Below are 14,067 nucleotides of genomic sequence, written 5' to 3' on the forward strand. Positions count from 1 at the left end.
GGGCACTGCTACGAGCAAGCAGTGCCTTTCTTTTTTTCAAGAGGACAAACAAGACAATAATCGAGACTCTCCGATTTTTTCTCAAGCTTATAATACATACAGCAGGTTTTCCGGTTGGATGTTTCAAGTAAACTGTCGTCTAGGTTTAGGCTGTGCTGAAATGGATTTTGCTGAGCTCCAAAAACATCTCCAGCCGCCTGCTTCAGATACAGATAATCCCCCCGCATGCGCTGCTTCACCGCAGGCTCTTCCGCTTCCCGCATCATGCTTCGATAAAGAGAGTTAATTCGAACCGCTACATTTTCCCATAAAATACGATAAGAGAGTTTTGATGTGCGGTTCAGCACGTCTAAAAGAGGCGTGACACACTCCGTAAACAATTCACGCACGACCTTCTCTCTCCATTCATGCCTGTCTCCTTCTAGTGGAACAAACGAACACGACGCCTCATCTATTTCAATTTTTCGATCCTCTCTAAATGCACATGCTGCTGGTGGAAACTGATAGACACCCTCATACAGCGTCATCAAGTATAAAGAGGAACTGACAGCTAAGTAGCCGTACCGCTTTGAAAACATAGAGGCTGCTACCGCAAGATTCGGTGCATGCATCGCTTCCTTTTCAGCTTCTAATAAACGTATGACGGCTGCTTCTGAAAAAAGCGCAGCAAGTGTGCGATCAGATGTCATAGGTCCATTTGTGATGTGTACCCCGAAATCAAGTAATTCTCTCTCAACCCACTCCGGCCTCATATCAAAACCCCCATCTTCTGTTTATCGATTACGCTGTTGATATAACAAATAAATAAAGAACGGTGCACCAATAGCTGCCGTAAATACACCTGCTGGAACATCTAACGGTAGAAATGCGGTTCTAGCCACAAGATCAGCAAGCATCACGAGAATACTTCCAACTAGCGCAGATGCTGGGACAAGCGCTATGAATGAACGTCCAATGATCATCCGCGCAACGTGCGGCGCCATGAGTCCAACAAATTCAATGCCGCCTGCAAATGCGACTGCAACACCAGCCAATGTCACACTCATCAGGAGAAAGAATAATCGTTTCGCCTGCACTTTTACCCCGAGACCTGTTGCAAGATCATCGCCAAGTTCTTTTACATTCATCGTTCTTGCTAACACCATGACAATCGGTAAAATGATCATCACCCAAGGAAGCATCGCAGTGACGTCTTTCATCGTAGAACCATATAAGCTCCCCGTCAGCCAGATGTAAGACTTGGTCGTTGTCATCGTATCACTAAGAACAAGCGTAAACGTCACACATGCCTTCATAATGGCAGAAATCCCAATTCCCATTAGAACAAGTGTGATCGGCTTGACCCCTTTTTTCCATGAAAGCAAATAGATCAGACTCGATACCGCAAAAGCACCTGCAATCGCCCATAAGGATTGATAAGCAATAGGCACAGTGCCCATCCAAAAGACGATAAACATAATCGCACCAAACGAAGCACCACTTGTAATTCCAATGATATCAGGTGATGCCAGCGGGTTGCGGATCAACCCTTGCAAAATAAGCCCTGATACCGCAAGTGCAGATCCAACTAAAACAGCCAGCAGCGTTCGTGGAATCCTCAGTGTATTTAACACAAAGGAATTCCCCTCTCCCTGACCGATTAAATGAAGCAGCACATCGACCGGCTGAATGAACCGGCTTCCCATACTGAGACTGAGAATAAATAAGCCAAAGGCAATGGCCGTCAATAAAAGTAAAATCAAAAACGTCCGCTTTGAAAATTGAAATGAAATGCGCCCGCCTTTAGAACGCACTGTATATGTTTTAGCCACCTGTCTTCAACCCCTTGCGCACGAGATAAACAAATAGAGGCGCTCCTGCTACCGCCGTCATGACACCAATCGGCACTTCCTGCGGCATGATCAGAAAACGAGCCGCCAGATCCGCGGCAAGTAAAAGCGACGCCCCCACAACGGCACAATACGGCAGTACCCAGCGGTGGTCAGGCCCGACGAGCTTTTTCACAATATGCGGCACAAGAAAACCAACAAAACCAATTGAACCAGCAACAGCGACGGAACCACCTGCTAAAAAGACAACGAGGACACCCATCGTGATTTTCAGCAGCAGTGTACGCTGGCCAAGTCCTTTGGCAATATCATCTCCCGACAAAAGAACATTAATAGAACGTCCAAGAAGCAGCGCCACTACAGTCGCACCTAAAATATAAGGCAAAACAGGGATTAACATATCAATGCTTCTTCCAGACACTGACCCAGCCATCCAGAACAAAATGCTTTGAATCGACTGTTCATTCACGATTAAAAGACCTTGTGTAAAAGACGCAAACAGTGCAGATATCGCCGCACCTGCAAGGACTATTTTGACCGGCGTCAATCCATCTCTTCCAATAGAACCTAATAGAAAAACGAGCATCCCTGCAATCGCTGCGCCTAGAAAGGCTGTCCACATATAGCTTGTTAACGACTCTGTTGAAAAGAAAACAATCGAAATCACGATAAAAAATAGTCCACCTGCATTAATTCCTAATAAATCAGGCGCCGCAAGCGGATTTCTCGTCAATGCCTGCATGAGTGCACCTGAAATCGCCAGGCTTGAGCCAACGACCGTTGCAATTAAAGCTCTTGATAATCTGGATGTCATGACAATGACACTGTTTGGATCCGATTCATCAAATTGAAGAAAAGCATGGATGGTGGCTTTGAGGGAAATGGAGGTTTGCCCAAGGGAAATACTGAGCATAAAAAAGACCAACATCAACACAATGAATCCAGCAAAAAGCAGTGCCTTGCTTGAATCCTTTTTTATTAAACTTCTCATCTGATTCCCGCTTTCAATCTGTTATGGAAAAAAGGAGAAAATGGTATATTCACATTTTCTCCTCTGTTACGACTTATTTATCAATTCCTAAACGATCGTAAATATCATCAAGCATCATGTTTGCAGCGATAATACCGCCGCCCATGTTCCAAGTGATTTCATCTACTTTATGCACCTGTTTCGCTTTCACTGCGTCAAGCTGCTTCCATAAAGGATGACTTGTCCACTCTTTATATGCTTTTTCAACCGCTTTATCCTTTTCATCCATAAAGTAATAGATCACATCTGCATCCATTTGCGGAATGCTCTCTTTGTCTGTCAGTGTAATGATGTCTTGCTTTTTATCTTTGACATTCTTAGGTCCTTCAAAGCCCAGCTCTGTTAAAATGGACCCTGCGAAACCAGTTTGATAGATTCTAGCATGATCTGCACGGAAGTTCACCACAGATACACTCATTGGCCAGTTTTTGATGTCTTTTTTCGCTTTTTCTTTGAAATCAGCGACGCGGTCATCCCACTTTGTCAGCAATTCTTTTGATTTGTCTTCCTGGTTTAACGCTTCACCCATCAACTTCACTGTATCTTTAAATGTGAACACAGTTTCAGTTGCAACAGTTGGAGCGATTTCTTTCAGCTGATCAAAAATTTGCTCGTGACGGATTTTCGATGCAATGATCAAATCAGGCTTGAGCTTTTCAATTTCCTCTAAGTTTGGCTGTGTTTCCTGCCCAACAATTTTAACATCCTTTAAGTCGTTGCTTAAATATTTATACGTAGGTGCTTCAAGCCATGATTCAACAACACCTACTGGTTTAATGCCCATAGCGACTGCTGCATCCGTTGCTCCTTGGTACAGTGTCACCACACGTTTAGGCGATCCTTTAATTTCAGTTGAACCGATAGCGCTTTCAACGTTTCTTGTTTTCTCTTTACTATCTGACTTGCCGTTACTGCTATTGCTGCCGCAAGCTGCAAGTAAAACGATGGAGAGCACAACTAATAGCGACCAAAAAGATTTCTTGAACATGTACCTCACCTATCCATTCTATATGTAGTCATATCGTTTGATAACGATTCTCATTATCACACTATGATTTTATCATAGAAAAGGATGGTGTCAATGTAAATTTTTAAGAAAATGGGAGAGTATTGACTAGTTATTCATACTAAATAGAAGGATTCCACATCTGGATGGTCCTGCCAATCTGTTTTCCTGCTTCTAGTAAAACTGACAAATGGGTATGTCCTTCAAGCACTTGATAGACTGATTGTTTTTTTGCTCCTTCAAACAGAAACGAGAATGGCCAGCCGCGCTAGTCATCCTCATTCTTATATCTTATTCATTGAATTCTTTCAAAGGGAAGGTATTACTTTCAATAATCGCGACAATTTGATTTAACGCTTTTTTTGCTTCTGGTATAGGGAAGACAGGAAACACGTGATTCATTTTAGGATATTCTATATAGTTTATTGGAACCCCCTGCTTATCTGCCATCTCTTTGAATTTACGAGCATCTGGGAGAAAGAATTCGTGAGTGCCTATAAAAACAGAAATTCGTCCCAATGATTTGATCTCTCCATAAATTGGACTGACTAAGTGGTGTGTTTCATCCATTTCACCCGCATATCTTTTTCCTGATTCAATTAATAAGGCTAGATTGAGCATTGGCTCTTTTGGAACCATAGCAGCGATATCTGGGTTGCTTAATGTGACATCTAGCCATGGTGATAAAAGAATGATATTTCCTGGCTGCGGCAAGCCCTTTTCTGCCAAGTATTGAGCAAAAGCTAACGATAAACCGCCGCCAGCAGAATCGCCCATGATGACGATATTTTCAGGTGTTCCTTTCTCTAAAAGACCTTGGTACACAGGGAGGACACTCTCGATCGCATCCATATACTGATGGTTCGGTGCTTTTGGATACACCGGCACATACACCGTACTATTTAATTGCTTCGTCAATCGATCTAAAAAACGCCAATGCCAAGTTAAAGGCTGTTCGATATAGCCACCACCTGGTATAAACAACACCTGATGGTCATCTGGCTGGTCATTTGATTTCAGCATATACGTATCGACTGGAAACGAGTCATTTTTAGTAATTTTGTACTTATTCTTGATTTTTTCAGGTAATTCATAAGGTAGTTGATTTGCCTTTCTTCGTTCTTCTAGATAATCATTTACATTGAGTTTCTTTTTCGTCAAAGCAAGTAGCTGTTCTACTAAAAAACTTTGAATACTTCGCATATGATCAACCCCTACTCATAGAATCATGATCGATTTCGATGGAAAGATAAGGCTTCTAAAGCATACCATATGAAGACGTACATCAGGAAAAAACCTTTTTATCCAGCTGATCACTCACCACAACAAACACCTATCCATTAATGAACAACTGTTTATTTACTGTTACTCATATTCTACTTTTTAGATGCATGACAATCAATTGTCAATCTGACCCTAACCGTTCATTAATAGACAGATATCGACTAAGTGTTCATCTCGTCAATGTCCAGACATGAAAAAAGACGAACTGGACAAGTTCGTCTTTTTGATTGATTACGATTAAGGCTGCAAGCTTAGGATTTTTTGAATCGTATGCATGACCCCGCTCTCTTCATTTGAGAGCGTAATAAAATGCGCAGCATCTTTTACCTCTTGGACGGCATTTCTTACAGCAAAGCTGTACTGAGCGGATTCCATCAGTTCTAGATCATTACGTCCATCACCAAATACCATCGTTTCCTCTTCTGTTACCCCCAAAATGTTCTGCAGCTGCTTCACGGTGGTTCCTTTATGAACACCAATATTGGAAATATCAATCCACGTATCTTCTGAAGCGACAACATATACTTGTTCAAAGAATTCACTTAACATTTCTCTCGTCTGTACGCAATTTGCCTCAGGATCATGAACGGTGATTTTCACAAAGTCATCTTGTATGTCAGCAAAGTTTGAAACCTTGAGGACATTTGTATAAGAGCCCGTCACAAATCTCATTTCACTCTCAGATAAATGCTCATTGACCACTGCACCATCTTTCGTACATGCAATGATCGTCTGCACTTTACTTATCTCCTCCAGCTTATGGATGATCGATAAACCCAGATCATTTTTTATTAAAGATTCATAAACAAATTGTCCATTCTTTTTAATCCGCGTTGCGCTATCCCCTAAAATCCAAAAATCCTTTGCATGCTCACCAAACAATGCCTCCACTCGTTCACACTGCTTTCCCGTACAAGGAGCGAACGCTACATTTTTCTCTTCCATTAATGCTTTTATTTTCTGAAATAAAGCTTGATCAAATGATCCTTGGCGATTTAAAAAAGTGCCGTCTAAATCCGTAATAATTAATTTAATCATGTTCTTCCTCCAATTCCTTAGCTGAACAAACACTATGAAAATTGTATATGTGTAAATGCCAGAAAGTAAATAAGCCAGGAACATGTTGTTTGTCATCACACATAAAGGCACTTGTTACAGGTACGTCACAAGGCGTTTCATGAATCAACATATAAAAAAATAGACGAACGGTCATCGTTCGTCTTCTTCCCTCACTTCACTTCTTCATGCTCCTGAACCGCATGTCGTTTACTAGCGATAAAGAGTGCAACCGTCATGGCTAAGATAGTCAACGCCCACCAGAACGTCGATACAGCCTCCTTATGATCGATAATAATCAAACGGATGACGGCCGTGATGCCAATATAAATAAAATAGCGAAGCGGAAAATGAAAGTTTGATTTAAAGTACTTAATAATTAAGGCAATAAACTCAAAGTACATAAAGAAGATCAGCAACTCACCAAGCATTTCATAATAACTGTCTTCTTTGCTGAGCAAATTCTTGTAAACGAATTGGACAATATACCAAGTTTCACTAATTAAGAGGACGCTTAAAGCAATGGCCAGAAAGAATAAACAAATATTCAGAAGGCCTTGCAAGAGATCCGGTACCTTTTGGAAGTTGTTGAATCGTTTCATTAGATTGTCTCTCCATTCCATGTTATTCATTTGCTACCTATATTTTGATGTGCCAGAATCGCAGCACGATGTAGTAAACGCCGTTCTTTTCCATCCTTTCAAACTGCCCGTGCATGCGGGACATCATTCGTTTTATGCTTCGTTCACCAAGTCCAGTGCTTTCCTGGGTGTCATTTGTCTCGTTTATCGCATTGCTGATATGGATCTCAAAGATTTCTTGGTCGGATAGAAACGTGAGATTGATATCTTTTTTCGGGTCAGCGTATTTCAGTATGTTCGACATCAGATTATCAAACACTCGGCCAAGCTCCTCGACATTCACATTGATATAGCTGTCTGGCAGCTCTCCTAAAAGATGAACCTTAAATGTCTCTTGCTGCAAAATCGCCACCTGATCTGATAAGAGATCGTAAATGACCTCTTTGACTGCAACTGTCTCAAGCTCAGGTTCATGTTCTTTATCAAGTAGAAAATAGGCGAACAGATTATCAGATAGATTTTTCAATTGCAGTGCTTTTTCATAAGCACTTGCTATATATTGATCCTTACGGGTATCCGCTCCAGCCTCCTCTTTTTTCGCAAACTCCAAATTCATCATCAGCGATGTCAGCGGTGTCCTCATATCATGGGACATTTCGGTGACCAAGCTGCGGCTCTCTTCTTGCAGCTCATCAATGGCTTGAAGCTTGTCCAAAAAAGCTTTACGAAGATCCTCAATACTTTTGGCAATCATCGCTAATTCGTCATGCCCTTTCACCGTCATCTCATAGTCCAGCTCTCCGCCTTCAAGAATATGTATCTCTTGGTGAATCGTTTGCAGGTAGCGCAGACTTTTGCGAATCCCGAGAAGAACCATGAGGAGAAAAATAAGCGTTGCTCCGAGCAGCTCGAGTGTAAAGGCAAGATCGTGGTAGCGAGATGAATAGAACCCGTCCACCATGACGCGGCCTTTACCGTCGCTAAACTGAACCGGATACGAATGTTGCTCAGCGTACTGAGTCATCCTTTCTTTTCCGTACGCCGATTCATCCGCAGCCGAATAGATGGAGTCATATTGCAGCACCTCATCCTTGAAGATAGTCAAATTAATGTAATTCTCTTTTTTCACCCACTCGCCAAACGCTTTTCGATCCGTTGAAGACAGCTCATTCTCAGACACATAGCGGCTGAATTTTTGAATGTACTTGGCTGACTCCTGATCGTAATACTCGTCCGAACTCAAATATCCATCGATCAAATCATTGGTGATCTTTTGCAGCGTCAAAAAGACAAGACCACTCACAATTGCAGCCGCCAAAATCAGCAGTGCAAGCTTTTTGGCCAGTGTATATTTACGATGTGGATGTGCCAAATCGATATCCTCTTCCCCATTCAGTTTTGATATATACAGGACGCGCCGGATCATCCTCAATTTTGGCACGCAGCTTTCGAATATGCACCATCACCGTATTGTTGGAACAATAGAAATAAGGCTGTCCCCACACGCTTTCATAAATATTTTGGGCTGAAAAGATTTTGTTTCGCCTGCTCATAAGCAGTTTTAACATCCGATATTCTAGATCAGACAGCTTAATTTGCTGGTTTTCTTTCCATACTTCATTAAATTCTTCACTTACCTTCAGTTTGCCCCCAACAAGAAAGGTCTCTTCCTGTTCCTTCTTTTCCTGATAGACAGTATACCTGCGTAATTGTGCAATCACTCTAGCATGAAGCTCCTCTTGTGAAAAAGGTTTTGTCATATAATCATCCCCGCCGGCAAGTAAGCCTTCGGTTTTATCGAATGTACTTGATTTGGCTGTTAGAAATAGAATCGGGACATTGGAAGAGGCTCTTATCTGCTGGCACGTTTCGATGCCTGAGAGCCCCGGCATCATCACATCCAAAATCACCAAATCGAGCGAATCGTCCACAAACTTCAATGCTTGCTCGCCATTCATCGCTTTTAGCACCTCATATCCTGCACGTGAAAGGGATTCCTGCAGAAGGTCCCCAATATCCTGATCATCTTCTACGACTAATATTCGATGGGTCATGCCTCTCACCTCATGTAATGTGTTGCTCTTTCTTTTATGTCTTTACTATATATCATCTAGTTATGTGAAAAGATACAGCATAAACCTTAACAGTTTATGAATTTGACCATCTGCCATCAATTTGTCACATTTATTTTCAAAAAAATGGATCTTCATAAATTGTTAAGAATTGGGCCGTATATTGATTCATTGTAAGGATCGATGAATTGATCCGAATCACATTATCATAACAAGAAAAGGAGCATGGATATGAATGCAAACAAAGTAGCACACGGACAACCGATGAGTCTGCGGGAACGGGTTCATTTCTTGGACATTGTACGAGGGTTCGCCTTAATGGGGATTATTCTAGTCAATTACTTTTTGATCGTGGATTCGGCCAAGGGATTTGACATGGAGTCAAATGATGTCTTTCACAATGTGGTGAATTGGTTTGCCTCAGGGAAATTCATTACGTTGTTCTCCTTTCTATTCGGGGTTGGTTTTATGATTTTTATGGATCGAGCTGCTCAGAAGGTGGACAGTCCGAACAAGCTGTTTACCCGCAGATTAACCATTCTCTTAGGATTTGGCCTTCTGCATTTAACTTTTGTTTGGATTGGTGACATTTTGGCCTATTATGCAGTCGCTGGCTTTTTATTGCTTTTCTTTTACAAACGCACAGCCAAAACCATCGGATACTGGCTCATCACACTTTTTGTGATTCAATTGCTCACGCCTTTTTTCACGATGCTGCTCAATACCTTCAGTTCAGGATCATCAGGCAAGCCGGACTTTGCTGATTTTGAATTAATCAGCCACAACAGTCTGACTTATTTAGCATCTATTGGTGATCGGTGGACAGATATGGTGACAATGGCTTCCGGCTCTTTTTCTACTGTCTACTCCATGTTCTTCATGTTTTTACTTGGCGTGTATTTTGTGAAAATGGAGTTTTTCAAAAACATGGAGACGAAAAAAACGATTTGGAATCGCATTTGGATCATTTTTGCCATCGCTTTTCTCATCACCCAAGGCAGTACGATCATAGCAGCGGTCAATCCTTTTGAAAATACACTCTGGATGAACATTGCCACTGCTCTGGAACAAAACGGGGGATTAACTGGCAGTATGTTTTATATGAGTACACTTGCGATGCTGTTTCTTCACGTCCCTCAGCTGCGAGGTGCTTTGATGGTCTTTACCAAAGTCGGACGCATGTCACTGACCTGCTATTTGCTTCACTCCATCATTGGCACAATGCTATTTCTGAAATACGGAGCCGGACTTGCTGATTATCTTCAGCCTGCTGGCACGTTCATGATTGGACTCGGGGTTTATGTCTTCCTCGTGCTCTTTAGTACATTATGGTTAAAGCGGTTCAAATATGGCCCGATGGAGTTTATTTGGCGTCAGCTGACATATGGGAAGGTTGATGATCAACCGAAAACAAATACAATGGATATGGCGAAGTAACTGAAATAATAGTAGTTAAAAAGAGTGGGAAAAGGCGAACTTTAGTGGTTCGCCTTTTCTGTAGTATATTCATTTTTTTTGATTCAATACTTGTCAATCACTTCTCGTAATTGATTCAAATAACTTTCTTTCAATTCATCTGGGTATTCAATTTTCACATGTTTCCCAAATGACATCAAATAATGAGTCATATACGATAATTCTTCTTGGTTGTATCCACCCACAATATAAGGGATCTGATCAATGATCTCCAATCTCATATTTGGGTAATGATGCTTTAAAAACTTTTCTTTTCCTTGTTCCGTTAATCGACATTTAAATGAGATATCATGATAAGTTTTTTCGTATTCGAGCTGCAGTTCTTTTAATTCTTCCTTTGTAAATGTGTCTCTGATTTCTTCTTCAATCACCATGTCCTTCATAAAGTCACATCTATAGATGCCCCACTTTTTATTTTGAACATCATATGCTTGAGAAAACCAAATGCCATTTCGATAAAACAACTCAAGAAATTGCAGCCTGATCCATTTATTTTCATATTGAGTGTACGTCATCTTCACGATTTGATCTTTCATCATTGCCTGTAAAATCAATTCCAAATGATTTTGTTCACTAACTGGTGCGACATTATAGTAATGAATCACATCCAAAGTCTCCGTAATCATTTGCTTTTTCTCATCAGACATTGTGGCAAACAACTTTTGCCGAATTTGTGAGTAAGATTTTTTAAATGGTGTTGCTGACACCAGGTCTAGCGCTTTAAGAGCAAAAAAAATAGCTTGGACTTCTTCTATATTGAAATAAATAGGAACCAATGGAGATTGTTTCACCAGTCGATATCCTCCGTGTCTGCCAGGTTCAACGTAAAAAGCTAAGCCCATGGACTCTAGCTCTTCTATATCTCTTAAAGCCGTCCTTTTAGAAATGTCAAATTCGGATTGTAAGTCCTTTAACTGAAAAGAGTGTTTATCGCTTAAAAAAATAAGTTCTTGGTTTAATCGTTCTGATTTTTTCATTTGTTTTCCCTCTTAAAAAGGTGCCTTCTTTTGTCACCTTTATCATTTATACTCAGCTTATCAAAAGAAAAGGAGCATGTACATGCAAACATTAATCATTAACGCGCACCCAGATTTCACTCGAGAAAGTTATTCAAACAAACTGCAAACACTATTTTTAACACAATTTAAAGAAAGGTTTCCTCATGAGGAACCAACCATTTTACATTTATATGGAACTGAAATTCCTCGTATCGAAAAAGAACAGCTGCTAGGAATTTGGGATAAGCAAGCATCCAAACAAGCATTAACGGCTGCCGAGGAAAAAATCGCCGCTGCTTCATCTGCTTTATTGGCTCAATTCAAAGCACATCATCGAATTGTGATCGTGTCACCTGTTCATAATTTCAATGTGACTTCACGAATGAAAGATTATATAGATAATATCTTTATTGCGAGAGAAACGTTCAAATATACAGAAAATGGTTCTGTTGGTCTGATGACTGATGATTATCGTGTACTTTTGCTTCAAGCAAGCGGCTCAATTTTCACAAATAACGATCGCTACACACCTCTGGAATTCTCACATCATTACCTAAAAGAAATATTCCAAAACTTGATGGGATTTCATCAATTTCATATTGTCCGAGCACAAGGAACAGCGATTTTAGAACAAGATGCGATCTTACAATCTGCATCTGATGATATGACGAAAACCTTAGAGGAGTTTTATGAACCGAATTAATCTCTATTTAATCAAAAAGACCCAAAACGAAAAATCGTGCTTTTTTTAATAAAAATCACCTTTTTCGTTTTAGGGTGCTATAAAATCTTTCAGTTGGTGTGCATCGGCGGGATCACAAGCACTGCGATTTCATTTCAATTACGACATTCTTTATTTATCCCACATTCTCAACTGCTAGTAAGACTATTTTTTATAACCAATGCTGCCGTTTCACTCGGATGGCTAAGAGGAAAATGATGGCCGTATGGAACAACATCAACATTTCCAAGATGCAACGGAGCAGAATAGCCTTTGTCATACTCCCCCCAGATAATATGAGGATTATCCTTTGTTAATTCATTGAATTCACCTTGATCGGTTTTCAGTAGTAAATGATTAAGCTGAACCGTCGTATTTAAAATTCTAGGAGACGTAAAACTGTTTCTGGTTTTTTCAATATAATGTTCAGGGATGCTCTCCGCCCTTTCAAACAAACCATTACTTAATAAATAACGCTTTATCATTTTAGGAGTTGCTAATTTTAAAGACCATTTGTTCATCCATTGAGGAACATTTAGCGATTTAGCATTTTTTTTAGCAACAGGCGGCTGAAGTAAAGTGATTGAATACTTCTTATCTATGTACCCTTGTCCCAATGCTTTCAATAGAATAAACGCACCGAATGAATGGCCAATTAGATGTGCACCATGAGCCGCTTTCTCCAATACCTTTTTCACTACATTCAAATAGATATCTAGAAGATGTTTCTCTCGTTTAAATGGGGAACGCCCCAAACCTGGAAGATCCAAGATCCATACAGGCTGACCCGTTTTTTCATGAAGCTCTTGTGCTAAAGGAAATAAATCCTTTCCATCACTCAATAAACCATGTAATAAAATAAACGGTTTCCCTTCTCCTTGTAATTGGTAAAGGCTGTTGTTATCACATAATGTTCGCTCAAATACATGATAATGCTCACCATGTTGATCCATCATGCGATAATCCAGATCAGCTACTACAGCAGGGAAAAAGTTCATGACACTCGTCTTCTTAAACCAATCCCCTCCCATTATGTTTTTCACTGAAGCATTTGAAAATGTTCGTTTTGTCATAAAATTGAGTCCATCAGAAGGAATGTTTGTTATTTTACTTACTCCACTTTTCATTATTGCTTTCATAAACGGCATTGGGACAGAGATTTTTGGTGCCCTCATATTCATACTTTCCGACATCACACTTAATAATTCAGCAATGTTCTGATCATGCTCTTTGTCTTCAACAAGTGTATATGTTTGAATAGCCGGCTGCTCCATCCTGAAAACCTGCACAATAAACTTCGCAAACTCATCGTTTGAAATCAGTGGCAGCCTATATCCTTTACCTCCAGGAATCACTGGCATAAGCCCTCTTCGCATACTTGTCACAAGCAATCCTAATCCTGCTAACTGCTCTGTACTCCCTGTTTTACTACTGCCGACCACAGTTGGCGGATTAATGACAGACAGCGGATAACCGACAGCTGATGCTTGTTGACGGATATAAAGATCTGCTAAAAATTTTGTTCTCTCATAAGGATTCTTTATTTTCAGGTAATCATTTCCTTCTTTAAACACATCAATTGCAATCTTGCTATTTTGATCATCAAAGGGGCTCATATAACCGACAACATGAATAAAATGCTGCAAGCCCTTCAATTGATGAATATTTTTAGCTAATTCACCAATATATTTGGCGCCATTTAAAAAGACGGAAGCTGCCTCTTTACTTGTCGCTTGAATATCCATAGGGCCTCCTGCGTGAATCATCACATCCGTCTTCAATACGCTCTCTTTATCTTCAGGACTTAGACCTAAATCTATTTTCGTCAAATCACCTTCAACAAAGTGCATCACTGACTCTTTTAAAATACCTCTTTCTTGAAAAATGCGTGTCGCTTTACTTTTCGACCTCACTAAAAGAAGAATGTTCACATCCTCTTTGGCTAATTCTTCGACTAATTGCTTTCCAATAAAGCCTGTTCCACCTGTTAAAAATACTGTTTTCATATAAAATC

General features: G+C 40.3%; 13 protein-coding genes. 2 read left to right on the forward strand and 11 right to left on the reverse strand.

Going from position 1 to position 14,067, the window contains the following annotated elements:
• Window positions 1-8: 8 nt before the first annotated feature.
• From MHH65_RS15270 to MHH65_RS15310, 9 genes are all read right to left on the reverse strand, one after another.
• A complete protein-coding gene (locus MHH65_RS15270) occupies window positions 9-752 on the reverse strand; it encodes an IucA/IucC family C-terminal-domain containing protein (protein WP_098677588.1) in 744 nt (247 codons plus the stop codon).
• A 21-nt stretch (window positions 753-773) separates the two neighbouring features.
• Window positions 774-1,811, reverse strand: coding sequence for an iron ABC transporter permease (locus tag MHH65_RS15275; protein ID WP_024425988.1), 1,038 nt, complete (start codon window positions 1,809-1,811; stop codon window positions 774-776).
• Window positions 1,804-2,820: an iron ABC transporter permease gene (locus MHH65_RS15280; RefSeq protein ID WP_024423381.1), complete on the reverse strand. Its 1,017-nt coding sequence runs from the start codon at window positions 2,818-2,820 to the stop codon at window positions 1,804-1,806. Before MHH65_RS15280 ends, MHH65_RS15275 begins: the two co-directional genes overlap by 8 nt.
• Window positions 2,821-2,893: 73 nt before the next feature.
• On the reverse strand, window positions 2,894-3,847 hold the full coding sequence (locus tag MHH65_RS15285) for an iron-siderophore ABC transporter substrate-binding protein (protein ID WP_268412707.1): 954 nt from the start codon (window positions 3,845-3,847) through the stop codon (window positions 2,894-2,896).
• A gap of 309 nt (window positions 3,848-4,156) precedes the next feature.
• Window positions 4,157-5,068 (reverse strand): alpha/beta hydrolase, encoded by a 912-nt coding sequence (locus MHH65_RS15290; RefSeq protein WP_034623830.1) that lies wholly within the window; start codon window positions 5,066-5,068, stop codon window positions 4,157-4,159.
• A 318-nt stretch (window positions 5,069-5,386) separates the two neighbouring features.
• On the reverse strand, window positions 5,387-6,187 hold the full coding sequence (locus MHH65_RS15295) for an HAD family hydrolase (RefSeq protein WP_034623831.1): 801 nt from the start codon (window positions 6,185-6,187) through the stop codon (window positions 5,387-5,389).
• Window positions 6,188-6,378: 191 nt separating this feature from the next.
• Complete coding sequence (gene psiE, locus MHH65_RS15300) at window positions 6,379-6,807, reverse strand: phosphate-starvation-inducible protein PsiE (protein ID WP_024423385.1); 429 nt, start codon at window positions 6,805-6,807, stop codon at window positions 6,379-6,381.
• A 37-nt stretch (window positions 6,808-6,844) separates the two neighbouring features.
• Window positions 6,845-8,158 carry a HAMP domain-containing sensor histidine kinase gene (locus MHH65_RS15305; RefSeq protein ID WP_268412703.1) on the reverse strand — a complete coding sequence of 438 codons (1,314 nt, stop codon included), beginning with the start codon at window positions 8,156-8,158 and terminating at the stop codon, window positions 6,845-6,847.
• Entirely contained in the window at window positions 8,139-8,840 is a 702-nt protein-coding gene (locus MHH65_RS15310) for a response regulator transcription factor (RefSeq protein WP_133744601.1), read from the reverse strand. The genes MHH65_RS15305 and MHH65_RS15310 overlap by 20 nt, the downstream gene beginning before the upstream one ends.
• Window positions 8,841-9,089: 249 nt before the next feature.
• Here MHH65_RS15310 and MHH65_RS15315 point away from each other — a divergent pair, with 249 nt between their 5' ends.
• Window positions 9,090-10,295, forward strand: coding sequence for a DUF418 domain-containing protein (locus tag MHH65_RS15315; RefSeq protein ID WP_268412701.1), 1,206 nt, complete (start codon window positions 9,090-9,092; stop codon window positions 10,293-10,295).
• A gap of 83 nt (window positions 10,296-10,378) precedes the next feature.
• Here MHH65_RS15315 and MHH65_RS15320 read toward each other — a convergent pair whose 3' ends face one another.
• Complete coding sequence (locus tag MHH65_RS15320) at window positions 10,379-11,311, reverse strand: WYL domain-containing protein (protein ID WP_268412700.1); 933 nt, start codon at window positions 11,309-11,311, stop codon at window positions 10,379-10,381.
• A gap of 82 nt (window positions 11,312-11,393) precedes the next feature.
• Between MHH65_RS15320 and MHH65_RS15325 the strand changes: the two genes are divergently transcribed.
• A complete protein-coding gene (locus MHH65_RS15325) occupies window positions 11,394-12,035 on the forward strand; it encodes an NAD(P)H-dependent oxidoreductase (protein WP_025094143.1) in 642 nt (213 codons plus the stop codon).
• Window positions 12,036-12,202: 167 nt separating this feature from the next.
• Here MHH65_RS15325 and MHH65_RS15330 read toward each other — a convergent pair whose 3' ends face one another.
• On the reverse strand, window positions 12,203-14,059 hold the full coding sequence (locus MHH65_RS15330; protein ID WP_268412699.1) for an alpha/beta fold hydrolase: 1,857 nt from the start codon (window positions 14,057-14,059) through the stop codon (window positions 12,203-12,205).
• Window positions 14,060-14,067: the final 8 nt, after the last annotated feature.

The sequence above is a fragment of the Bacillus sp. FSL L8-0654 genome, assembly GCF_038629965.1.
Classification (GTDB): domain Bacteria; phylum Bacillota; class Bacilli; order Bacillales; family Bacillaceae; genus Bacillus; species Bacillus safensis.

Bases quoted from the DNA above. Each gene is read 5' to 3' on its own strand.
- MHH65_RS15295 (WP_034623831.1), bottom strand. From the start codon at position 6,187: ATGATTAAATTAATTATTACGGATTTAGACGGCACTTTTTTAAATCGC.
- MHH65_RS15270 (WP_098677588.1), bottom strand. From the start codon at position 752: ATGAGGCCGGAGTGGGTTGAGAGAGAATTACTTGATTTCGGGGTACAC.
- psiE (WP_024423385.1), bottom strand. From the start codon at position 6,807: ATGAAACGATTCAACAACTTCCAAAAGGTACCGGATCTCTTGCAAGGC.
- MHH65_RS15325 (WP_025094143.1), top strand. From the start codon at position 11,394: ATGCAAACATTAATCATTAACGCGCACCCAGATTTCACTCGAGAAAGT.
- MHH65_RS15280 (WP_024423381.1), bottom strand. From the start codon at position 2,820: ATGAGAAGTTTAATAAAAAAGGATTCAAGCAAGGCACTGCTTTTTGCT.
- MHH65_RS15315 (WP_268412701.1), top strand. From the start codon at position 9,090: ATGAATGCAAACAAAGTAGCACACGGACAACCGATGAGTCTGCGGGAA.
- MHH65_RS15285 (WP_268412707.1), bottom strand. From the start codon at position 3,847: ATGTTCAAGAAATCTTTTTGGTCGCTATTAGTTGTGCTCTCCATCGTT.
- MHH65_RS15320 (WP_268412700.1), bottom strand. From the start codon at position 11,311: ATGAAAAAATCAGAACGATTAAACCAAGAACTTATTTTTTTAAGCGAT.
- MHH65_RS15290 (WP_034623830.1), bottom strand. From the start codon at position 5,068: ATGCGAAGTATTCAAAGTTTTTTAGTAGAACAGCTACTTGCTTTGACG.
- MHH65_RS15310 (WP_133744601.1), bottom strand. From the start codon at position 8,840: ATGACCCATCGAATATTAGTCGTAGAAGATGATCAGGATATTGGGGAC.
- MHH65_RS15330 (WP_268412699.1), bottom strand. From the start codon at position 14,059: ATGAAAACAGTATTTTTAACAGGTGGAACAGGCTTTATTGGAAAGCAA.